The following is a 23,830-nucleotide window of genomic DNA, read 5'->3' on the forward strand; positions in this document are numbered from 1 at the left end:
ATAGTAATGAAGACAATAAGACAAAGATTAGCTTTAACTATTGGGTTCATAATTTTAATTACTGCTTGTATAGGACTTATAGGAATATATTTTATTATAGATGATAATGAAGAGGAGTATATATCAGAAGATATAGGACAAATAGCAGAGTTCTCAAAAAACTATATATACACAGATGAAGTTTTAGGAACAGAAAAAGATGATTTTAATATAGTAAAAACTATAAATAATTTATTTAATGTATATGCTTCTATTGATTCAGGTAGTGATACAGTATCAATGGGAAAACTTATTTTAAATAAAGATATTGAAGATTTAAAGATGTGTGAAGATAAAACAAAGTCAAAATTAAAATTATATAGAAAAGATAATTTAATGATAGGTACATTATATCAGCCAATTTATATTGATGGGAAATTTTATTGTAGATTAATTGTACAGAAAGACTATTCAAAAGTATATAAATTAAATAAATCAATATTAATTAGTATAGGTATTATTTTAATGTTAATGACTATAATACTGATGGCTTTTGTATACTTAATAATTAAAAAGACAACTAAACCTTTAGAGAGTCTTACAAGTTCAATGAGACGATTTGGAAGAGGAGAAGAAGTAAAGCCTTTAGAAGTTAAATACAATGATGAGGTAGGCGTATTAACAGAAGAGTTTAATGAAATGAAAGAAAATATATCAAGTCTTCAAGATGCATCAAAGACGTTCTTTAATAATGCAACCCACGAACTTAAAACACCTTTGACAGTTATAAGAGGTTATACGCAGTTGTTACATGAAGAAGAATTTGAGGATAAAGATATAGTTAAGATGTTAAATAACATAGAAGATGAGACTGTAAGGATGAATAATCTAATACAAAAAAATTTAACATTATCAAAATCTGAAATGATATTAAATAAAGAAAAAGAAGAGATAAATTTAAAAAATGAAATAGAAGATATATTAAAGATATTTGATGTAATTATTCGAGAAAATGAATACAAGATAAATTTAAATTTGGAAAATATAAATATATTTGGAATAAAAGAGGATATAAGGACTTTGATATCTAATTTAATAGATAATGCAATAAAATATTCAGAAGGGAATGAAATAAATATAAATCTTACTGATAATAAAGAATTAATTATATCTAATAAATACAAAAATATAGAAAGTAATATTAAGAATAGATTATTAGATCCATTTATCAAAGGAAATACAAAGCAACATGTAAATGGAACAGGGCTTGGATTATATTTATGCAAGAAGATAAGTGAAAAAAATAATTTTAAACTAACATATAAGATAAATGAAGATAAGATTATTTTTATTATAAAGTTTTAAGTTAAATGAGAATTTAAATAAATATGTGCAAAATAAATTATTAGTAAGATTAGAATTTAGAAAGGTTAAAAATAACATATAATCGGGGTGAGAATATGGGTAAAAAGGTAGTAGATATTGAAAGATACTTAAATAATAAGAAGAAAATAGTAGTATGGCCTTCAAAAAGAAATGCTAAAAATATAATTCTAGAGTATCTAATAACTAAATTTGAAGATGAAAGATATTATAGTGAAAAAGAAGTCAATGAGGTAATAAAACTATGGAGCAATCTAGATGACTTTGTTTTACTTAGAAGAGAACTTTTTGATAACAAATTTTTATCAAGAGAATCAGATGGATCAAAATATTGGAAAAACATAGAGATTAATGAATAAGAGCTAGATTTAAATATCTAGCTTTTATTTTATGTTAAATTTTATTTGATATTAATATCATAATAGATCTTTCACATAGGTTTGATGTTTTTTAACAATATATGAAATTAATAAGCATAATTGAATACTATAAAATATAAAAATTAGAGTTAAAGGAGCAGATATGAAAGTAGTAATTATAGGTGGGGGATGGGCTGGATGCCAAGCAGCACTTCAAGCAATAAAATGTGGAGTAGAAGTAGAACTTTATGAGAGAACAGATTTGCTACTAGGTGTAGGAAATGTTGGAGGAATAATGAGGAATAACGGAAGATTCACAGCTGCAGAGGAACTTATAAATCTTGGTGCTGGAGAGTTTATTAAAATTATGGATTCTATAGCACTTCACAAAAATATAGAATTTCCAGGACATAAGCATGCATCATTATGTGATGTAAGTAAGGCAGAACCTATTATAAGAAGATACCTTTTAGATAAAGGAGTGAAAATATGTTTTAATAGTAGAGTTGTAGATGTAGAAAGAAAAAAAGATAAAATAATATCAATAGTATTAGCTGATAAAAGAGTTGTAACTGGAGACGTATTTATAGAAACTACAGGGTCTACAGGATCTATGCCTAATTGCGTTAAGTACGGAAATGGATGCACAATGTGTGTATTAAGATGTCCAAGTTTTGGCACAAGGGTAAGTATAAGCGAAAAAGCGGGAGTAGAGGATTTAGTAGGATTAAGAAAGAATGGACTTAATGGAGCTATGAGTGGTTCTTGTGAAATATCTAGGGATTCATTATCAAAAGATTTAATTGATACTTTGAAAAAAGAAGGTGTTGCTATTATCCCTATACCTAAAGAAGATATACATTTAGAGAAGTTAGATAATAAGGTATGTCAGCAATATGCAACATTAGCATTTGGGGAGAATGTTATATTATTAGATACTGGACACATAAAGTTAATGACCTCCCACTATCCTATAGATAAATTAAGAAAAATTAAAGGATTAGAAAATGCAGTATATATTGATCCACTAGCAGGTAGTAACGGGAATTCAATAAGATACCTTGCAGCTGCAAAGAGAGATAATACAATGAAAGTAGAAGGGTTAGATAATCTATTTTGTGGAGGGGAAAAGTCAGGATTCTTTGTTGGACATACAGAAGCAATGACAACAGGAGCTTTAGCAGGATTCAATGCAGCACAATATTTAAAAGGAAATGGTCTTTTAGAATTACCAAGAGAATTAGTTACTGGTGATATTATTGCATATGCGAATGATAAAATAGCTGAAGGAAATTTATATGAGAGACCTACTTTCTCAGGTGCTGAGTACTTTGACAGAATGAAAGAAATAGCATTATATACTACAGATAAAGATAAAATAAAGGATAGGGTTAGAAAATTAAATCTTACAGATATTTTTGATGGGAAGTAAGAGGAAAGTATTTTTATAGTTTTAGATATTAAACAGACTTAAAAATAATATTTTGTATATTTTATAAAAAGAGCTAAATTGTTTTATGTTTAGCTTTTTTTTATTAAAAAATTGATTAATTTAGCACATAAGTAAATCTTTTAAGTTTATTATATTAAAAAATATATATATTTTTTAATTTTGGGGAAATATAAGTTTTGTAAAAATAATAATACGATATCTTAGGAGGTACATATGAAAAATTTTTCAAAAGGTTGTTTAGTTGTAGCTGCAGCTTTAGCAGTTCAATTATCATTAAGCAGTACTGTGAATGCTCAAACTATTAAGGAGAATAATATTAATTTTAAAATATCTATCCAAGATGATAAGGATAATAAAGATGAAAAAATTAAAGATAGTAAAGAAAGTAGTGCTTTAGAAGTTCCAGATAATAAGAGTGAAAAGTCAGAAGATAGTAAGAAAAGTAATGCTACAAAAGTTCCAGATAATAAGGCTCAAAAGACTGAAGATAATAAAGAGCAAAAAATTGAAGATAGTAAAAAGAGTAGTGCTTTAGAAGATCCAGATAATAAGAGTGAAAAATCAGAAGATAGTAAGAAAAGTAATGCTACAAAAGTTCCAGATAATAAGGTTCAAAAGCCTGAAGATAATAAAGCTAAAAAGCCTGAAGACATTAAGGGAGATAAGGTTCAAAATCCTGGGAAAAATGAGACTGATAAATCTCAAAAAACTAAGGATACTAATATTCCAAAATTAATGAAGGTTAATCAAATATCACCTAACCAAATAGAAATAAGCTATGATAGGGATGTAGATGTTGAACTTGGATCTAAAGCAACTAATTATTGGGTTCAAGACACTATGAATGATAAAGCAAAAGGAATAGCATCTCTTGGTAAAAATGATAAAGTAGATGCTAGAAATTCACTTACAGAGAATAAAGTAAGAGTAGAAGCAAAGGAAGATTCACAAAGAACTTTTGTATTAACTTTCAGTAAAGATATTCCTAAAGGAGCAGAATATAAGCTTATAATTTGCTATGTAACAGTTGAAGGTGCACCTCCTTATAATGGGGATAATGGAATGATGACTTTTGTAGGTAAATAACATTAAAATATCTAGTTGAAAATTAATATAACATATAGATAAAAGGACTTTTTCACATAATGAAAAAGTCCTTTTAATATTCTAAAAAATTTATTTATAAGCTAACAATTTAAATATTAATATCCTTTGACTTAAGTATAAATGATAGGACATTTTTATCCTTATCTGTAGAAGATTTTGCATTATCAAATTTGTCGTATTTGTATAATTTTAATTTTTCTAATTTTATAACATCCTCAATACTAGATTTTTTACTTTTGCCAAAGAATAACATAAAAATCACTCCTTTTATTACTTTTATATCTAATATGTAACGCTCTTTAGTCAAGAAATCAATTCTTATATAAAACTTAATTTATAATTTAATTTGATAAATTATAAATTAAGCATTTGATTTTGCTGGATTATTTTCCAAATAATTAAAATTATATTATAAAAAACATAAAAATAATAAATAATTCAAGGATGTATTGACTTAATTTTACAATAATAATAAAGTATTTATAATAATTAATAAAATACAAATTTTACAATTAATAATTAATAAAATACAAATTTTACAATTAATAATTAATAAAATACAAATTTTACAATAAAATGTTCGGGAAATTTATCTAGTTTATTTATAATTGGGGAATATATTACTTAAAAAAGTATATATATAAATAATTTAATGAATTTTGTTGAGCTAATATGAAAGATAAATAATTTTAAATATAAAATCAATTTTTATATAAAATATTTAGCTTAAAGGCATGCCTAATATTTATATGTATTTATAATTATAAAATTTCATATTGCTTAATAGATTTCAATTAATAAGGGGGGCTTTTAATGAAATCTAAATTTAGCAGGGTTACTTCTAGCTTAGTAAGTGGAGCCGTTTTGACTTCAATTCTAGTTACAGCAAATCCTAGCATGGTAAAGGCTGATGAACATAAAAATGTATCATCTATTGAACAAGAACTATTAAAGGAAACAGCCAGCAAGATTAAGACTGGAGATAAGTTTGCCCACAAAAATTCAACTGGGATAAAGAAGAATGAAGACTTAACAGACTCAAATAATCCAGATGAAGTAGTAAGACTTATTGTACAACTAAATGAAAAATCTGCTGCTGAAAAAATTGGGGATGCTAAAAAGGCAACAAAGGCAGATGTTAATTCTGTTGTAAAGTCACAATTAAATGTAAAGGCAAAGGTAGAACAAATTACAGATAGTAAAGTTAGAAATTCTTATGGGAATGTAATCAATGGATTCTCAATTGATGCAAAAAGAAAAGATATTGATAAAATTCAAGACTTGTCTGGAGTAAAAAAAGTTACAGAAGCTAAAGTTTATTATCCTACAATGGCAACAGCTAAGAAATTAACTCAAAATATAAATCTTTGGAAAGACTATAAATATAAAGGTGAGGGTGTAGTAGTATCTATAATTGATACTGGAATTGATTATACTCATAAGGATATGAAATCACCAGCAAATGAAGCAAAATTAAAAATAACTAATAAAAAGCCAAATGGACCTGGTAAATACTATACTGAAAAGATTCCATATGGATATAATTTTGCAGATAAAAATGATAAAATTATTGATCAGTCTGGAAGCATGCATGGAATGCATGTAGCAGGTATAGTTGGAGCAGATGGAAATGCTTCAGATGCTGAAAAAGGAGAGGCAGTTCAAGGAGTCGCTCCAGAATCACAACTTTTAGCAATGAAAGTTTTCTCAAATAATCCAAAGATAAAAGGAGCATACTCAGATGATATTGTAGCTGCAGTTGAAAAATCAGTAGAGCTTGGAGCAGATGTAATAAATATGAGTTTAGGATCTATAGCAGGTTATGTAGATGCCAATGATCCAGAGCAAAGGGCCATTAAAGAAGCAACAGATGCAGGGGTAGTATGTGTAGTTTCAGCAGGAAACTCAGCAACATCAACACATCCATTTGTACATAAAAATCAAAAAGATACTGCTACAGTAGGATCACCAGGACTTGCAGATGATGCAATTGAAGTAGCAAGTTATGAAAATACAAGTACTACTTTAAGTGCCTTAACATTGAAACAGAATGGAGAGACTTCGCATATAGGCTTTACTCAGGGGAGTGTAGACCCAAGCGATGTATTTAAAAGTGATAAAGAGTTAGAGATAGTAGATTGTGGACTAGGTAAAGAAAGTGATTTTAAAGGAAAAGATGTTAAAGGAAAAATTGCTCTTGTACAAAGAGGTGAAATAAGCTTTGTAGATAAACAAAATAATGCACAAAATGCTGGGGCATCAGCTGTCATTGTTTATAACAAAGAAGAAGGATATATAAATATGCAGGAAGCCGATGGGTTAAAGATACCGGCATTATTTGTTTCAAAAGATGATGGTTTAAAATTAAAATCTAATGGGGCAAAGATTAAGTTTGAAGGTAAAAATTCAAGAATTCTTAATGTAGATGCTGGAGAAATGTCATCATTTACTTCTTGGGGTCCAACACCAGATTTACAATTTGCACCTGAAATTACAGCGCCAGGTGGAAATATATACTCAACTTTAAATAATAATAAATATGGTAGCAAGAGTGGTACATCTATGGCAGCTCCTAACACAAGTGGAGTAACTGCATTAGTATTACAAGGTCTAAAAGAAAGAGGAATAAAACTTTCAGGAAGGGACTTAGTAACTTATACAAAAAATACTTTAATAAATACAGCAGAAATATTAAATGATAAGAGACATAAAAATAATAATTTACCATACTCACCAAGGAGACAAGGCTCAGGTATGGTTCAAGCTGAAAATGCTTTAAAAAATAATGTAATAGCGGTAGGCGATGATGGACAAGCAACAATATCTATTAAAGAAGTTGGAAATAGTACAAGCTTTAATATAACTCTTAAAAATTATGGAGATAAGGAAGAAACGTATAGTCTAGAAACTCCAGGAGGAGTATTAACGTCATATGAGCCAGAAAAGGATAAAACTCAAGTAATGAATTATGATATTCCTTTTAAGAATGCAAAATTAAGCTTTGATAATAAAAAGGTAACAGTTCCAGCTAATGGTACAGTGAAAGTTAAGGCAACTTTGCATATAGATAAAGGAGCAGATAAGAATAATTACGCTGAAGGATATATAAGATTTAAGAATGAAAATAAAGATGGAATTTCTTTAGTAGTTCCATACATGGGTTTCTATGGAGATTGGTCAGCTGAAAAAATAATAAGTCCTATGATATGGGATAAAGAAAGCAAGGACTATGATATTTCATCTTTTGCAGTAGTACCTCAAAGTGGTGATTACAATTATGCTGGCTTTGAAGGAAGAGATAAAGATGGTAAGGTTAAGGTAGATGAAAACAAGATAGCAATCTCTCCTAATAAAGATAATTTATCAGATGAAATAACACCAGCTTTATACTTATTAAGAAATGCTAAAGAAATTTCAGTGGATATATTAGATAAAGATAATAATGTTATAGCTAAAAATGTTAATAAGGATATAAATTTTCATAAGAAAGTTTTAGGAGAAAAGGGTGGAGAATCAGCTAGCATCAATGGAAGTATTTCTTGGAATGGTAAAGTTTATAATAAGGATACTGGCAAAGAAGAAGTTGCACCAGAAGGCCAATATTATATGAGACTTAACTCAAAAATAGATTTTAAAAATGCTAAAACACAAGAAACATTAATACCTGTAAAAGTTGACGTTACAGCTCCTAAAATTCATATAACTTCAAAAAGTGTTTCTGATAATGATGATTATAAATTAACATATACAGTAGATGAAAATAATTCAGGAGTAAATGCTAGCATGGTATTTGTTAATGGAGCCAAAGTTAATTCAAAATCAACAGATGGAAAAAACTATACTGCAGATGTTAAGCTAAAAGATAATACAAACAATGTAATTCAAGTTGCAGCATCAGATAATGCATTTAATATAGGCAAGGAAGAAGTTAGAGTATCAACTAAAAAGAATGTAGAGCCTAAAGTAACTTTCTATAATCTAGAATCAGGCTCTCAAACTAATAATAAAAATCTTGTTATTAAAGGAAATGCTAATGAGGGAATTGGAAAGTTAAAGGTTAAAGGAATAGATGTAAAAATTGGGACAGATGGAAACTTTGAAGTGCCAGTTACATTAGACGAGGGAATAAATTATATATCAGTATATGCAGAAGATACCGATGGAAATGTGGTAATGGATTCATCAGAAAAAATATATTGTGACACAATAGCACCAGTAATAACTCTTGATAATTTAGCAGCTTCAAAAGATGGAGTAATAACAATACCTTCAAATAAATTAGTGCTAAAGGGAAATGTTTCAGACAATACTATGGGATATAAATTCTCAATTAACGGAGAAGTACTGTTAAAGGTATCAGTTGATGGAGAGTATGGATCAGATGTAACAAGAAGAACATTCAATAAGGAGTTAAATGTTAATAATAATGAGGTTGTTACAGTAAAAGCAGAAGATTTATTTGGTAATACAACTATTAATAAGTATAAGATTAATATTAATCCTATGCTTGGAGTTTCATTAGGAAATATATCAAATGGACAAATTTATAACAAGGATGTTAACCCAAGTATTAATTTTGATGAAAATACTTATTATGTGAATACTACATTGAATGGAAAACCATACAAAATAGGAACTCCAATAACTAATGAAGGAGATTATATTTTAGAAATAAGTGCAGGGCTTAAAAATGTAAAAGTTCTAGAAGCTAGGCAAATTGTTAAATTTTCTATAGATAAAACTGCACCAAAGATAGAAGTTCAAGGCGTAGAAAATAATAAAGCTTATAATTCAGCAGTAGTACCTACATTAAATCTTGAGGATGGATCAAGTCTTGTTAGTGCGACTTTAGATGGAAAGCCTTATGATTTTTCAGCAGTTTCAGAAGAAGGAAATCATAAGTTAAATGTTAAAGCAAAAGATTTAGCAGGAAATATAGGTGAATACTTAATAAACTTTGCTATAGATAAGACAGCACCAATTGTTACTGTAGATGGAATAGAAAATAACGGTAAATATGCTTCAGAAGTAAAACCAACAATTAAAGTTAATGATCCAAATAGTAAAGTAAAAGCTACGTTAAATGGAGAAGACTATGATGGAAAGCCTATAAAGGATAATGGAAAATATATTTTAACTGTTTTAGCTACAGATCCTGCAGGTAACACATCAGAAAAGAGTGTAAGATTTGTAGTTGATAAGCCGATTCCTGCAAATATGAAAGAAAATCCAACTCCAGTACCAGTTCCAGGGGATAATAATGGTGATTATGGAATAAAGGTAGATCCAATAAATGATGATAAAGAAATGTCAAAAGATAAATCAATAATGTCCAAGGGAAAAAATATAAAAGGTAAGGTAGGAGATAAAGCTTCAGAAAACCTTGATCCTAATAATAAGGAGAGAAATGGAGATTCTACAGAAATTCCTAAAACAGGATACAAAGAAAATATATTAGGAATTATACTTGCAGGTATTGGATGTGTGTTAGTAACAGCTTCAGGAATCTTTGCAGTATTACGTAAAAGAAAAAGAAATCTTTAATATTTTAAGCCTGTTTAAGCCATAAAGCTTAAGCAGGCTTTTTACTTAAATATGAATTTTAAAGATAATAGAAAATATATATAAAGTCTTATTATATCAATGTAGTAGTGATTAGTGGCCTATAATAGCCAATTAGAAGAAATTACTATCATTTACAATGATAATGATTACATATATAATCAAAATATAATAGTAGGAGGTCATACCAATATGAGAATATTATATTATGATTGTTTTTCAGGGATAAGTGGAGATATGAATTTAGGGGCCTTAGTTGACTTAGGAGTTCCTAGTGAATATCTAATAAATGAGTTAAGTAAATTAAGTATAAACGATGAATTTAGAATTAGCATAAAAAAATCAGTAAAACAAGGAATAACAGGAACCAGTGTAATAATAGATGATAGTATTTTACATAACGGTTTAGAAAATCATCATAATCATCATCATGGCAGAAGTTATAAAGATATAAAGAACATTATTTTAGAATCTAATCTAAATGACAACACAAAGATGATAGCTTTAAGAATATTCGATCAAGTAGCTATAGCTGAAGGTAAGGTTCATAATAAAAGTATAGATGAAGTTCATTTTCATGAAGTAGGAGCAGTGGATTCTATAGTTGATATTGTAGGTGCTGCAATCTGTATAGATTATTTAAATATAGATTTAATAATATCATCCCCAATAGAACTTGGGTATGGAGTCTTAAAGTGTGCTCATGGAATATTACCAGTTCCAGCTCCAGCTACAGCAGAAATATTAAGAGATGTCCCTATAATTGCTAAAAATGTTCCTTTTGAAGCAACGACTCCAACAGGAGCAGCTATATTAAAGGCTCTCGCATCTAAGTTTACATATGAAAAAGATTTCGAAATAAAAAATATAGGGTATGGCTTAGGATATAAAGATGGTGTAAACATGCCTAATGTTTTAAGAACTATGATAGGCGAAAGCAAAGAAGCTTCTTCAAAGGAATATGTAATAGAATGTAATATTGATGACATGATAGGAGAAGAATTTGACCTACTTATGGAAAGATTATTTCAAAAAGGTGCTTTAGATGTATTCTATACACCAATATTTATGAAAAAAGGAAGACCTGCATATAAACTATCAGTTATTTGTAATAATAAAAATTTAGATGAGATAAAGAAAATAATTTTTCTTAATTCCTCAACAATAGGACTTAGACAACATGAGGTATTAAGAGATAAGTTAAAGAGAAAAGAAGAAATTATTAAATGTGAATTTGGAGATGTACCAGTTAAGGTTGCTTTTTATGATGGGAAGGTATCAAATGTAAAACCAGAATATGAAGTATGCAAAAAAATAGCTAAAGCTAAATGTGTTGCATTAGGAGAAGTTCGCAGAGAGGTAATAAAATCGTATTCAGAAAATAAAGATTTAAATATTAAATCAGTTTATAATAATAAAATAAATAATTTAAAAGAGTACATAAAAGATCTAGGAAAGGTTGCTATAGCTTTTTCAGGAGGAGTTGATAGTACATTTCTTGTTAAGGTATGCAAAGATGTATTAAAAGAAAATGCTGTTGCAATAACAATTGCATCTCCATATATTCCAAAGTGGGAAATTGAGGAGGCTAAAGAACTAACTGCTTCTTTAGGAATTGAACATATAATTATAGACATGCCTATTGCAGAAGAAATTAAATTCAATCCAAAGGATAGATGTTATAAGTGCAAAAAAAAGGTGTTTTCTAAAATCATAGAAAAAGCAAATAGTCTTGGAATAGTTAATATAATAGATGGAACTAATAAAGATGATGTCAATGATTATAGACCAGGAATGGTAGCATTAAAAGAGCTAAAAGTAAAAAGTCCACTATTAGAAGTGGGATTTGGAAAAGATGATATAAGAAGCCATTCTAAAGAATTAAATCTTCCAACTTGGAATAAGCCAGCATATGCTTGCTTATTAACTAGACTACAAATTGGTGAAGAGATCACAGAAGAAAAGTTATATAGAACGGAAAAAGCAGAGGTGTTTATTTCATCTTTAGGAATTAAAGGTATTAGAGTAAGAAATCATGGAGAGCTTGCAAGAATTGAAGTTCAGCCAAAGGATATTGAAAATATTTTAGATAAAGAAATATTAGAGGCTATAGCACTAGAGTTAAAGACCATTGGATATAAATATATAACATTAGATATAGAAGGATATAAGGTTGGTAGTTTAAATTAGAAGAAATAGAGGTAGAAATATGGACAAACAATCTTTAGAAAATTTACTTAAAGCTATAAAAGAAGACAAAGTTTCTATTAATGATGCTTTAGAAGAGCTTACAACACTACCTTTTACAGATTTAGGATATGCGAAAATAGATAATCATAGGGAACTGAGAAATGGTTATCCAGAAGTTATTTACTGTGAGGGTAAATCAACAGAACAAGTTGCTGGGATAATTGAGAATATGCTTTTAAGAAATAAAAATATACTAGCAACTAGGGCAAATGAAGAGATGTATAATGCTGTTCTTTCAATATGTGATAATGCTAAATTTAATAAACTGGGAAGAACAATAACAATAGAAAAATCTACTAAAAAGGTTAGCGATTCTTATATCGCAATAGTAACTGCAGGGACATCAGATATACCAGTTGCTGAAGAAGCAGCTATTACTTGTGAGATATTTGGTAATAGAGTAGAGAGGGTGTATGATGTTGGAGTTGCAGGTATACATAGATTGTTTGATAGATTAGATATTTTACGTGGTGCAAAGGTATTGATAGTAATTGCTGGAATGGAAGGAGCTTTAGCTAGTGTAGTAGGAGGTCTTGTAGATAAGCCAATAATAGCTGTACCAACTAGTGTTGGATATGGAGCTCATTTTAATGGACTAGCCCCATTACTTACAATGCTAAATAGCTGTGCTAGTGGAGTTTCTGTAGTTAATATAGATAATGGTTTTGGTGCAGCTTATACTGCAAGTATGATAAATAAACTTTAATAAGATACCAATAAAAATTATTTAATATAAAAATACATAATAATAAGGAGTTGTTAATATGGCAAACTTTAAAATACCATATCATACAAAAATGATGAGTATAGAAGTGGATGATGACAATCTTGTTGGAGTACTAGAATCTAAGGCAGATGAATACAAGACAGAATTAACAGAGCAGGAAATAGTTGAAAAGGCTTTGGATAATCCTATTGGAAGCGAAAGACTAGAAGATTTAGTAAAAGGAAAGAAGGATATGGTTATAATAACTAGTGACCATACAAGACCTGTTCCTAGTAAAGTTACAATGCCTATTCTCTTAAGGAGAATAAGAGAAGTAAATCCAGATATAGATATAAAAATATTAATAGCTACAGGATTCCATAGACCTACCACAAGAGAAGAGCTTATAAATAAGTTTGGAGAAGAGATAGTAGAAAACGAAAATATAATTATTCATGTATCAACAGACGAAAATATGTTAGTGAATGTGGGAACACTTCCATCAGGTGGAGATTTAGTTTTAAATAAGTATGCAATGGAAGCAGAACTTCTTATTGCAGAAGGATTTATAGAATCTCATTTCTTTGCAGGATTCTCAGGTGGAAGAAAAAGTGTATTACCAGGGGTAGCCTCTGCAACAACTATAATGGCAAATCATTGTGGCGAATTTATATCAAGTCCTCATGCAAGGACAGGTAAACTATGCCATAATCCAATTCATAAGGATATGCTATACGCAGCTAATAAAGCAAATTTAGCATTTATATTAAATGTTGTAATAGACAGTGAAAAGAAGGTTATAAATGCTTTTGCAGGAGATAGTGAAGATGCGCATAAAGAAGGATGTAAATTTGTACTTGAGCTTTCAGAAGTTAAAAAAGTTGATTGTGATATTGCAATAGTAACTAATGGAGGTCATCCTTTAGATCAGAATATATATCAAGCAGTAAAAGGAATGACTGCTGCTGAAGCTACATGTAATCCAGGTGGAGTTATAATTATGGTAGCAGCCTGTGATGATGGTCATGGTGGACAATCATTCTATGATAATTTAGCAAATGCAAAATCACCTAGAGAACTTTTAGATAGAATAGCTACAGTTCCTAGAAATGAAACTGTACCAGATCAATGGGAATTCCAAATACTAGCTAGAATTCTTGATAAGTACACAGTTTATATAGTAACTGATATGTGTGATCCTAAGATGATAGAAAGTATGCATATTAAACATGCATATACTTTTGAAGAAGCATTAGAGAAGGCTTATGAGCTTAAAGGAAGAGATGCTAAGGTAGCATTAATACCTGATGGAGTATCAGTTATAGTTAGATAAAGATATAAAAATAAACTCATAATAATATAAAATTAATATGTGCTTATTTTTAGATATATAATTAAGATTTAATTCTTATATAATTAAAAAATACCTCTTTAGACTTTGTTTAAAAATAAATTTTAAACAAAACGGCTTTGTAGATAAAAGCCAAAACCTCTACACTTATTTTTAGAATGTTAAAAAGGACTTTTTCACTAAGTGGAAAAGTCCTTTTGCCTATAAAAAAATATTAATTTAAAACTGATTTTCTCTAATTATCTTTAAATAGCTTTTTAGTTTTATAAAATCTTATTAGTACAATAATTATTAAAATACCTTTTAATATACTAGTTATACTTACTGCCCACCATACGCCATCTATTCCTAAAACTTCAGGCTTAGATAAAATATAAGCTAAAGGTACTCTAGCACCAGTTAGAATTATGCTGATTAATGATGGTATGTAAGTTTTTGAAACACCATTAAATATCCCTGATGTAGTTATCTCTATACACATAAATATTTGAGAATATCCAAGTATTTTAAGGTAAGATGTACCTTGTATTATGGCATCTTGCTCTGGTATAAAGATTGAGAAAATATAATTTCCAAAGAATATAAGCAAGATAGAAGCAAAAACACCAACACATAGTGCAATTCCAAGTATTGCTTTATATCCATCCATTATTCTATGATACTTTTTGGCTCCAAAGTTTTGTCCAACAAAAGCACCAAGAGATATAGCTAAACCTTCTGTAGTCATCCAAGATATAGATTCAATTTGAGAACCTACCTTTTGAACAGCAATAGGTACAGGACCCCAAACAGCTACGATTCTGCCTAGTATCATTGCAAATACTGTAAATAAACCACTTTGGAAAGCTGTTGGTATACCAATCTTGCATATTGTCCTTATATGATTGAAATTAACACCTTTTAAAATATTAACCTTTAAGAAGTCATGATTGCTTTTAAGTATATTTACTATGAAAAGCACAGAAACAACTATTTGAGCAATAACTGTTGCAATAGCAGCTCCTAAAACCCCAAGGCCTTTAAAGTCTCCAATACCAAGTATAAGAATAGGGTCTAAAATAATATTAACAATAAGCCCACAAGTATTTATAAAAAATGGCATTTTACTGTTACCAATTGCATTAAAGATTGAAGTAAATACAGGATTAATAAAATAAAAAGGTAGTCCAAAAACAATTGCAACTAAATAAGTTTCAGCCATATGTATAACAGTTGTATCTCCAAGGTTAAAGAATCCAATTAGTGGTCCTCTAAAAAGTACCATAACTAATGAATATATAATACCTAAAACTATGTTGATTTGGACTGATGCTTTAATATAATTTTTAGCATTATCATAATCTTGTCTACCTACACTTTGGGCTACCTTTACCTCAGCACCCATTTTTGAGACAATAACAAATGCCATAGCAAGCCAAGTGAAGAAACCAGCAGTTCCTACAGCTGCAACAGCAGAGCTACCAACTCTACCTACCCATATCATATCTATCATATTGTAAGCCATTTGAATAAAAGAAGTTCCCATTATAGGCAATGAAAGTGCTATAAGCTTTTTTATAATAGGTCCTTCTGTAAGATTTAATTCTTTTCCCATAAATTGATTCACCCCTATATGTTGTAAATTAAAATAACAATATATTATAGCTTTTAATATAAATTTTATCAATAATATATTAGTATTTTTAGTAAAATATTATTAGTGTATATGTTTAAGAGTGTAAGCTATAGAGATGATAGTTTTTTAATAAATTACAAAGCGGGATAAAGTTAATTACACACTATATGCAAATTACTATACAAAGGGACTGTCTTTAAACAGTCCCTTTGTATTATGTATTTGCTTTTTTATGACCAGATTCTATTTCTTTATTTAAGAAGTAAGATATAAAGGTCCTTATAACAACAATTGATGCTAAAATTACCATATCATTAATTGTTGGATTTAAAATAGATTCAATAATATCTGCACAAATTAAAATTTCAAGACCTAACAATATATATGATCCTAAATGATTTTTAATAGTACCAATTTTCATTACAGTATCTTCTCTATTTTTTACATTTATTTCTGATTTAATAAAGCTTATAAAAGTTAATGCTGCTCCCCAGACTATAACTATTATAGATAAAGCATTCAATATTAATATTAGAATTTCTAAAAGATGTTTCATATATAATTTAATTACCTCCTATATTTGTATTTATATATAATAAATAACATTATTTATAAAATGTATTATATCATAACAAGAATAGTATATAGATAAAAAAGAATTTTATTAAATCCAAATAAAAGTAACGACGGGTTACTAAAAAGTGCCTAATTGAAAGAAATATTATAAGTTGATAAAGTGTAAATATAATTAAAAAAGCAAAAGATAATAAATGAATTAGTAGTATAGGAGTGAGAATTATGGAAGAAAGATTTGATGGAATAATAATAGGATTTGGGAAAGGTGGTAAAACACTAGCAGCTAATATGGCAAATAGAGGTTTAAAGGTAGCGTTAATAGAAAAGAGCCCTAAGATGTACGGAGGAACTTGCATTAATTTAGCTTGTATACCAACAAAGAGCTTAGAAAATTCATCTAATGAAATTAAGAGACAAAAGTTTGAAAGTTATGAAGATAAGAATAAAGCGTATAGAGAAGCTATAGATAAAAAGGAAGTATTAATTACAGCTTTAAGAAAAGCTAATTTTAATAAAGCAGATTCTAATGAAAATATAACAGTTTTTACAGGGGTAGCATCTTTTGAAGATAATAGAACTGTAAAAGTTGTTATGGAAGATACAAAAGAAGTTAAAGTATTAAAGGGAGATAAAATATTTATAAATACAGGTACACTTCCTTTCATACCAAACATTGAAGGCGTAGATTCTGCAAAGAATGTATTTACAAGTGAAACATTAATGAATTTAAGAGAATTACCAAAAGAACTTATAATAATAGGTGCAGGATTTATAGGTCAAGAGTTTGCATCTATTTATAGTGGATTTGGATCAAAAGTAACACTGCTTAATAATCTTCCTCAAATTCTTATGAATGAAGATAAGGATGATGTAGAAGCAATATTAAAGTTATATGAGAAAAAGGGTATAAGCTTAATAAATGAAGTTAATACAAAGAAAGTATATAACAATGCTGAAAGAGTAGTTGTAGAAACTGAAGATGGAAGAACATTTGAAGGAGATGCTTTACTTTTATCAACAGGAAGAAAAGCAAATATAGAAGGGTTAAATCTTGAAAAGGCTGGAGTAGAAACTAATGAGAGAGGATTTATTAAGGTTTCAGATACTCTTAAAACTACAACTGATAATATATGGGCATTAGGTGATATAAATGGAGGATTACAATTTACTTATATATCACTAGACGATTTTAGAATAGTTTTTGATAATTTATTTGGAGAGAAGAAGAGAAAAGTTAGCGATAGAAAGAATATAGCTACTTCAACATTTATAGATCCAACTTTCTCTAGAGTAGGTCTAAGTGTAGAGAAAGCAAAAGAAGAAGGTTATGATATAATGGTAGCTAAGATGCCAGTAAATGCGATTCCAAGATCTAAGCAAATTGGAGAAACAGATGGATTCCTAAAGGTAGTAATAAACAAAGAAAATGAAAGAATACTAGGAGCTAGCTTCTTATGTGTAGATTCAAGTGAATTAATTAATGTTATAAAGATGGCTATGGATAACAACATTAGCTATAAATATTTAAGAGACAATATTTATACTCATCCAACAATAATAGAAGGATTCAATGAATTATTTACAGGAGCATTTATGAAATGATTTTAGCTAAGAATAATTTAAGAAAATCTCTCCAATATATAGTTAACATTCCTAATTATAAAAATTAAGCTTGAGAATAATAATAAATGAATATTTAAATTACTAAAAAAGCTACTCAATATAAAATGAGTAGCTTTTTTATTTTTTTACATAGATTATTTTAAATTATTTCTAAGAATATAGCTATGGTTTTTATTTTGTTCAATTAATTAATATAAAATTTTGTTATAATTAGTTAGTCTAAAATATAAATAATATATTTCTACATATACTATTTAAATGAAAATAAATATAAACTGGAGGACAATATGAGCGCAAAAGATAAATTTTTATGTGATATAAAAAATGGGGAGAATATAAAGTTATCTTTAATGGTAATGAAAATTATATATAAGGATGCATCTAAAACAGTATGTATGTTAGCTGATAAAAGTGGAGATATAAAGGCTAATATACATAGAAAAGGTGAGGATATTACAGTAGGAAAAGTATTAGCAGTTGAAGGAACTCGTGATATTAATTTAGATGTTAAAAAGTTTCAATTTGTATCTGAATATGATGTATCAGACTATCTTCCAACTGTAAAACAACCAATTGAAGATATAATGAATGAAATTGAAGAGTATACAAGAGCATATATAACATCTAAAGAAGGAAAAGCATTAAATGATTATTTCTTCAAAAATGAAGAGTTTGTAGAGAAATTTAAAAAGGGAATAGGTGGAGTATCTATGCACCATAATTACATTGGAGGACTTGCAGAACATACTTTAAATGTTATGCATTTAACTTCTGTTCTTTGTGATAGGTATGAATGTAGAAGAAGTGAAATAGCAATGCTCTCAGCAAAGCTTCATGATATAGGTAAGATTTATGAACTTTACTATGAAGGTCCTTTTAAATATACTCTTAGAGGGGAAATGGAAGGACATATTGTAATCGGAATACAAATGATTGATGAAGCAATTAGAAAGAATCCAGAGATGTATAGTGATGATTTTGTTTGTAGAATAAAGGGCTGTATAGCTCAGCATCATGGAAAGTTAGAATATGGATCTCCTAGAGAGGCTAAGATGGAAGAAGCTTTTATAGTTAATTTTGCGGACTCTATAGATGCTACTATGAACAAAATAACTCAAGTAAAAGATAAAACAGAGAGTGGTACATGGTCAGAATATGATAGAAGACTTGAAACAAGACTTTACCTATAAAATTATATAAATATTGATGAAAAGGAGCATATATGTGTTCCTTTTTTATTTATATCAATTTATAAAAAATTACATTAATATTATTGACAAATTTCTACAAGGAGCATAAAATGGTTTGCATAGGAACTAATTTGTTTACATACAAACAAATTTATGAAATTTTAGGAGATGATATTATGGATTTTAAAAAATATATATTTAGAGTAAATAAAAGAACTTTATTACTAATTGCAGGAATTGTTTGGATGTTCGCTGGATTTAGAGTATTAACTTTAGGAGGGGAAGATGTACAAACTAATCATGGTACATGGATTATTAGCTTAATATTTGCAGCTATTATATTTTATGTATTCTTCAAATTCATATTTAGCAAGATGTTTAGAAAACATACTACTAGAATTATAAATAGTAAATTAGATAAACATTGTATATTTTCATTTTTTGATGTAAAGAGCTATTTAATAATGGGATTTATGATTTTCTTTGGAATAACAATAAGAACTTTAAAGATATTTAATCCTGTTTATATAGGAACATTCTATATGGGATTGGGATTTGCATTATTTATGGCTGGAGTATTTTTCTTAATAAGTTCATTAAAATTTGAAAATACTAAATTAAAATATAGCAATTAACTTTAGGAGGAATACTAATATGAAATATGATTCTTTTGAGATAGCAATGCTAATAAAAGAGATATATGCAAGTACTATGGGGATAGTTAGTGAGAATTTAAAAGAGAGTGGTCTTACTAATCAACAAATTATGGTTATGAAATTAATTGCTCATAATGGACAAGTCACTATATCACAATTATGTGATGAGATGTTTTTAGCTAAAGGGACAGTATCAGGTATAGTAACAAGATTAGAATCAGCAGGATATGTTAAGAAAGTTAAAACAGAAGAGGATAAGAGAAATACTTACGTAGTCTTTTCAGATAAAGGAATAGAATTTGCAAAAAATTTCAGAAATCATATAAATAAGAGTTTTGACGAAGTATTTAAGAATTTTACGGAAGAAGAAATTGCAGAAGTAAAAGGTAACTTAATAAAGTTAAGGAATAAAATTAAGGAATAAAATTAATTGATAAGTACAAGCAAAGAAGAAAAATATAAAAATGATAAAAAGAAGAAAGCAATATTCCACAAGTTTAGTGGATCAGTATGGTTTGTATTAGAAGACACATAGTAGAAATGAAAAAAGCAGTAGAGATAGATGGTGTTGACCTAACGGGATATAATCATTGGAGATGTATTGATTTAATTAGTGTAGGTAGTGGAGAAATGAAAAAACGTTATGGATTTATATAAGTAGATAAAGATAACGAAGGTAATGGAACATTAGAAAGATTAGGAAAGAAGAGTTTCTACTGGTACAAAAAAGTAATTGAATCAAATGGAGAAGAATTAGAATATAATCTATAAATAAAAAGTCAGTAGATATTAAAGTTTCTACTGACTTTATGTTTGTTAATATATAAAATGTTTAAAGAATCTATTTATATTTATTGATAAATACCAATTAGATTATCTACCTAATTTAACTAATGCACAGCCTTGGATTGATTTAATATCATTATCTTTGCAGTACTGTAATATTTGAGCGCTTTCAGCACCAGGTTGAATTAATACATTTTCTATTCCAACTTCCTTAGCTTCTTCAATAAATTTTAACCCATCTCTAGGGTTAATACATAAATCTATAGCATCAATTTTATAAGGAACGTCATGTAAAGATTTATAAACATTATCGCCACCTTTAGGATAAACTCCAGATACATTATAATCTTTATCCTTGAATTTTCTTAGAATTTTATAAGCATATTTTTCGCTATTTGTTATATCCCCAATAACAACCCAATTTTTAAATGAAGTTATATCTTTAGTAGTCATATTAAACACTCCTTTCATATAATAAGTATTTTACAAACAGCTATAAAATATTTATTTTATAGCTTAGAGGATTATTTTAGTTATTTTTATAATATAAAAAATTATTTATTTAAATATAGAGTAAGATTTATCTCCTCTAATATATTTCAATGATCCAACTGTAAAGTCTGAGGCGATTAAATATCCTAATTCTCCATTATCAAATTTTACACTTTCATAACTATAACTAATATCATTTACTCTAATGCTTTCAGGTGTAGGGAGAAGTTCAAAAGAATCCTCCATAGGTTTATAAGTAGTTTCAATCAATGAATTATCTTCTAGAGTGTATACATACATTTTTTCACTTGAACTATTATGAAGTTGTATTATAGTACCATCCTTATTTACTAATACTTCACAAAAGTTATCACCTTGAGTAGAGCTACAATTAATAGGTTTTAGATCAATACTTTTAATTATCTTTGAAGCTTTTGTATCAAACACGAAAAGTCCAAAATATCCATGAAAAATAATAATATCGTCAGATGCATAATCTAGTGTAGTCATATCTGCACCTAAGGTATCGTTTGAAGATATTTTAGGTTCTTTAGGTTCAATTTTTAAATTAGTATTATCAGTGTTCTTCTTATCATTTACAAAGCTACAACTAATAATTAGTGATGAAAGAATTAATGTAAATAGTATTAATATAAATTTTTTCATTATTATCTACTCCTTTTTATAATAAACTTTTAATACTAATGATAAATGAAATATATTTAAAATATATGTTAATTATACATATTAAGTAATTAATTTCTAAATAAGTAAATGTTAAAAATATATTTTAAATAAGAGTAATATTTTATATAGAAAAGTCTGTATGGAGATTATATGAATATATAATAAGTTAAATGGAAAACTAATCTATGAGGTGATTATATGTCAAAGGATAGATTAAAAGGAAAAGTAAATCCTTATATGATGGGAAACTATACAAAGGGTGCTGTACAAAGCTTTGAAGAAAATATAGTGGAGCAAACAGATTACTTAGAAAAAGTAGATAAGGATTTAAAGAATAAAGAAAAATAAATCAATAGCTAGTAAGTATATTTATATGTTTAAAAAATATACTTACTATTTTTTATTAACTAAAATAACTATACTATAGAAACTTTATAGTATAGTTATTTTAATCTTAAATCTAAGATAAATAATATAATAATTATTTTAACAAGTGGTAATGATTATTTTCATCATCATTTCCAAGCGGAAAAAAGAATAGAATAATAGGCAATATAGATACAGGTAATAATGCCCAGCTCATACCTGCAAATGATAGTGTAATTAGGATGCAGGTTATAATTAATAATACTATAGCAGGGAGTTTTTGTTTTATATTAGTAGTTTTCATTATTTTATACCTTCTAATAAATACATCTATTGTTATGTTAATAATATCATTAATTACATAAAATTGTATTTGTATAAGAGGTGAAATATTAAAGTTTAATAATTATTAATAAATGAGATTAATGAATTTAAATATATTTTATTAAAAAAAATATTGAGGTGATTACTATGTTTTGTAATATAAGGTTAGGAGTATTTATAGTTATTATAAGTTTAACATCGGTATTATCAGGATTAAGTTATTCTCATTTATATAGTTATAATATACAAGATCTAAGTAGTAATTATAAAAAAGATAATAAATTATTAGCTAAGATACAAGAAACCCATATTGAACTATATTCTTTAGCTTCAGAAAAAGATGTAGAAAAGAATGGAGAGTATAGGAAAATAATGCTTAAGGTAAAGGATAAAAAGAAGGAATTTTCTTGGCATGTTGATATTGGAGAATCCTTTAAGCCGATATTAATATTAAGTGATATAAATAGTGATGGAGTAGATGAATTAATTATAATAATAACTACAGGACATGGAACAGGAGTATATACACAAGAAGTACATGTTGTTAAAGTGAATAGCTTAGATGAAATAAAGGTTATAAATCCACTTAAAGTAATATCTAAAAATGTTAAAACAAAAATGACTAAAGAAGATAATAATATTGATATTAAAGTTGATATAAATGGAAAGCTATTTAAGAAATCAATAAAGGAATCGGAATCAGAGTTATGGTTTGATGATGTTGTTTTTGGGAATGTTATAAATTATGATGTGGTAAACAATAAATTAATTGCTATAATAGCTGCAGGTGCATCACCAACATTACGGTTTGGAGAAGTTGTAATAAGTTATATGTTTAAGGATGGAGTATTACAGCCAAGTAATATATTTTTTAGAGAGTATAAAGAATAAAGAGTACAATTTATTTGTACTCTTTTATTATATCCTCTGTGAATTTGTAGATTAATTTATCATAATCTTTCTCATCATATTTATCTTCTAAATTTTTTTTATTTTCTTCAAAATAGGTAGCCTTATCTATTATTAATTTATCAAATTCTATATCAGTTAGAGAATTTAAATTAATATCTTTTGATATTTCAGTAAAAGCATTTTTCATAGATTCTTCATGCTTAGAAATTTGATCATTAACCATAGATTTTAGTGCTTCCTCCCAATTGTCAAATCCACCAATATTAGTAGGTCTATTGTCTTGCTTCTTATCTTCTTTTTCATCTTCAGTTTTGAAGAAGTTCATAAATGCCATATCTATCTCTCCTAAGTTAAATAGTTTAATTAATGATATTATACTCCTTTAAATAGTTATTTCAACTTACTATAGAAAGAAATAATGTAAAAAATAGGTTAAAAAATATGTCTTCATTA

20 protein-coding genes and 2 pseudogenes are annotated in these 23,830 nt (G+C 27.7%); 16 read left to right on the forward strand and 6 right to left on the reverse strand.

Annotated elements, in window-relative coordinates; genetic code table 11:
* The first annotated feature begins 6 nt into the window (after positions 1–6).
* From JOC62_RS09130 to JOC62_RS09145, 4 genes are all read left to right on the forward strand, one after another.
* The gene (locus tag JOC62_RS09130) at positions 7–1,344 is read left to right on the forward strand and encodes a sensor histidine kinase (RefSeq protein WP_204594961.1); all 1,338 of its coding nucleotides are present in this window, start codon (positions 7–9) and stop codon (positions 1,342–1,344) included.
* Positions 1,345–1,439: 95 nt separating this feature from the next.
* Entirely contained in the window at positions 1,440–1,721 is a 282-nt protein-coding gene (locus tag JOC62_RS09135) for a DUF2087 domain-containing protein (protein WP_204594962.1), read from the forward strand.
* Between the two features lie 163 nt (positions 1,722–1,884).
* Complete coding sequence (locus JOC62_RS09140) at positions 1,885–3,153, forward strand: FAD-dependent oxidoreductase (RefSeq protein WP_204594963.1); 1,269 nt, start codon at positions 1,885–1,887, stop codon at positions 3,151–3,153.
* A 234-nt stretch (positions 3,154–3,387) separates the two neighbouring features.
* Positions 3,388–4,260 carry a hypothetical protein gene (locus tag JOC62_RS09145; protein ID WP_204594964.1) on the forward strand — a complete coding sequence of 291 codons (873 nt, stop codon included), beginning with the start codon at positions 3,388–3,390 and terminating at the stop codon, positions 4,258–4,260.
* Between the two features lie 109 nt (positions 4,261–4,369).
* On the opposite strand, the gene JOC62_RS09150 is transcribed toward JOC62_RS09145, so the two are convergent.
* Entirely contained in the window at positions 4,370–4,534 is a 165-nt protein-coding gene (locus tag JOC62_RS09150; RefSeq protein ID WP_204594965.1) for a hypothetical protein, read from the reverse strand.
* A gap of 560 nt (positions 4,535–5,094) precedes the next feature.
* Here JOC62_RS09150 and JOC62_RS19345 point away from each other — a divergent pair.
* The 5 genes and pseudogenes from JOC62_RS19345 (at position 5,095) to larA (ending at position 14,132) form a co-directional block, all read left to right on the forward strand.
* Positions 5,095–9,825 carry a S8 family serine peptidase gene (locus tag JOC62_RS19345; protein ID WP_204594966.1) on the forward strand — a complete coding sequence of 1,577 codons (4,731 nt, stop codon included), beginning with the start codon at positions 5,095–5,097 and terminating at the stop codon, positions 9,823–9,825.
* Positions 9,826–10,035: 210 nt separating this feature from the next.
* Positions 10,036–11,181 (forward strand): annotated as a pseudogene (larC, locus tag JOC62_RS09160) (nickel pincer cofactor biosynthesis protein LarC); the annotation flags it as partial.
* Between the two features lie 57 nt (positions 11,182–11,238).
* Positions 11,239–12,033 carry an ATP-dependent sacrificial sulfur transferase LarE gene (gene larE / locus JOC62_RS09165; RefSeq protein WP_341534802.1) on the forward strand — a complete coding sequence of 265 codons (795 nt, stop codon included), beginning with the start codon at positions 11,239–11,241 and terminating at the stop codon, positions 12,031–12,033.
* A gap of 19 nt (positions 12,034–12,052) precedes the next feature.
* Positions 12,053–12,799, forward strand: coding sequence for a nickel pincer cofactor biosynthesis protein LarB (gene larB, locus JOC62_RS09170; RefSeq protein ID WP_204594967.1), 747 nt, complete (start codon positions 12,053–12,055; stop codon positions 12,797–12,799).
* 58 nt (positions 12,800–12,857) lie between these two features.
* A complete protein-coding gene (gene larA / locus JOC62_RS09175; RefSeq protein ID WP_204594968.1) occupies positions 12,858–14,132 on the forward strand; it encodes a nickel-dependent lactate racemase in 1,275 nt (424 codons plus the stop codon).
* Positions 14,133–14,385: 253 nt separating this feature from the next.
* Here larA and JOC62_RS09180 read toward each other — a convergent pair whose 3' ends face one another.
* Together JOC62_RS09180 and JOC62_RS09185 are read right to left on the reverse strand one after the other, a co-directional pair.
* Entirely contained in the window at positions 14,386–15,744 is a 1,359-nt protein-coding gene (locus JOC62_RS09180; protein ID WP_204594969.1) for an MATE family efflux transporter, read from the reverse strand.
* Positions 15,745–15,979: 235 nt separating this feature from the next.
* On the reverse strand, positions 15,980–16,321 hold the full coding sequence (locus JOC62_RS09185) for a DUF1622 domain-containing protein (RefSeq protein ID WP_204594970.1): 342 nt from the start codon (positions 16,319–16,321) through the stop codon (positions 15,980–15,982).
* 242 nt (positions 16,322–16,563) lie between these two features.
* On the opposite strand from JOC62_RS09185, the gene JOC62_RS09190 reads away from it, so the two are divergent.
* From JOC62_RS09190 to JOC62_RS09210, 5 genes and pseudogenes are all read left to right on the forward strand, one after another.
* The gene (locus JOC62_RS09190; RefSeq protein WP_204594971.1) at positions 16,564–17,943 is read left to right on the forward strand and encodes an FAD-dependent oxidoreductase; all 1,380 of its coding nucleotides are present in this window, start codon (positions 16,564–16,566) and stop codon (positions 17,941–17,943) included.
* Between the two features lie 308 nt (positions 17,944–18,251).
* Positions 18,252–19,154, forward strand: a complete 903-nt coding sequence (locus tag JOC62_RS09195) for a 3'-5' exoribonuclease YhaM family protein (RefSeq protein ID WP_204594972.1) — start codon at positions 18,252–18,254, stop codon at positions 19,152–19,154.
* A 176-nt stretch (positions 19,155–19,330) separates the two neighbouring features.
* Positions 19,331–19,789 carry a hypothetical protein gene (locus JOC62_RS09200; RefSeq protein WP_204594973.1) on the forward strand — a complete coding sequence of 153 codons (459 nt, stop codon included), beginning with the start codon at positions 19,331–19,333 and terminating at the stop codon, positions 19,787–19,789.
* A 19-nt stretch (positions 19,790–19,808) separates the two neighbouring features.
* The gene (locus JOC62_RS09205; RefSeq protein ID WP_204594974.1) at positions 19,809–20,234 is read left to right on the forward strand and encodes a MarR family winged helix-turn-helix transcriptional regulator; all 426 of its coding nucleotides are present in this window, start codon (positions 19,809–19,811) and stop codon (positions 20,232–20,234) included.
* A gap of 95 nt (positions 20,235–20,329) precedes the next feature.
* Positions 20,330–20,581: pseudogene (locus JOC62_RS09210) on the forward strand (family 1 glycosylhydrolase); the annotation flags it as partial.
* A 102-nt stretch (positions 20,582–20,683) separates the two neighbouring features.
* Here the strand turns inward: JOC62_RS09210 and JOC62_RS09215 are convergent.
* Together JOC62_RS09215 and JOC62_RS09220 are read right to left on the reverse strand one after the other, a co-directional pair.
* Entirely contained in the window at positions 20,684–21,049 is a 366-nt protein-coding gene (locus tag JOC62_RS09215; protein WP_204594975.1) for a CoA-binding protein, read from the reverse strand.
* A gap of 105 nt (positions 21,050–21,154) precedes the next feature.
* Positions 21,155–21,754, reverse strand: a complete 600-nt coding sequence (locus JOC62_RS09220) for a hypothetical protein (RefSeq protein ID WP_204594976.1) — start codon at positions 21,752–21,754, stop codon at positions 21,155–21,157.
* Positions 21,755–21,973: 219 nt separating this feature from the next.
* On the opposite strand from JOC62_RS09220, the gene JOC62_RS09225 reads away from it, so the two are divergent.
* Positions 21,974–22,123, forward strand: coding sequence for a hypothetical protein (locus JOC62_RS09225; RefSeq protein ID WP_204594977.1), 150 nt, complete (start codon positions 21,974–21,976; stop codon positions 22,121–22,123).
* Positions 22,124–22,612: 489 nt separating this feature from the next.
* A complete protein-coding gene (locus tag JOC62_RS09230; protein ID WP_204594978.1) occupies positions 22,613–23,356 on the forward strand; it encodes a hypothetical protein in 744 nt (247 codons plus the stop codon).
* A 10-nt stretch (positions 23,357–23,366) separates the two neighbouring features.
* Here JOC62_RS09230 and JOC62_RS09235 read toward each other — a convergent pair whose 3' ends face one another.
* Positions 23,367–23,711, reverse strand: a complete 345-nt coding sequence (locus tag JOC62_RS09235) for a hypothetical protein (RefSeq protein WP_204594979.1) — start codon at positions 23,709–23,711, stop codon at positions 23,367–23,369.
* Positions 23,712–23,830: the final 119 nt, after the last annotated feature.

The sequence above is a fragment of the Clostridium sardiniense genome (assembly GCF_016907995.1).
GTDB lineage: Bacteria > Bacillota > Clostridia > Clostridiales > Clostridiaceae > Clostridium > Clostridium sardiniense.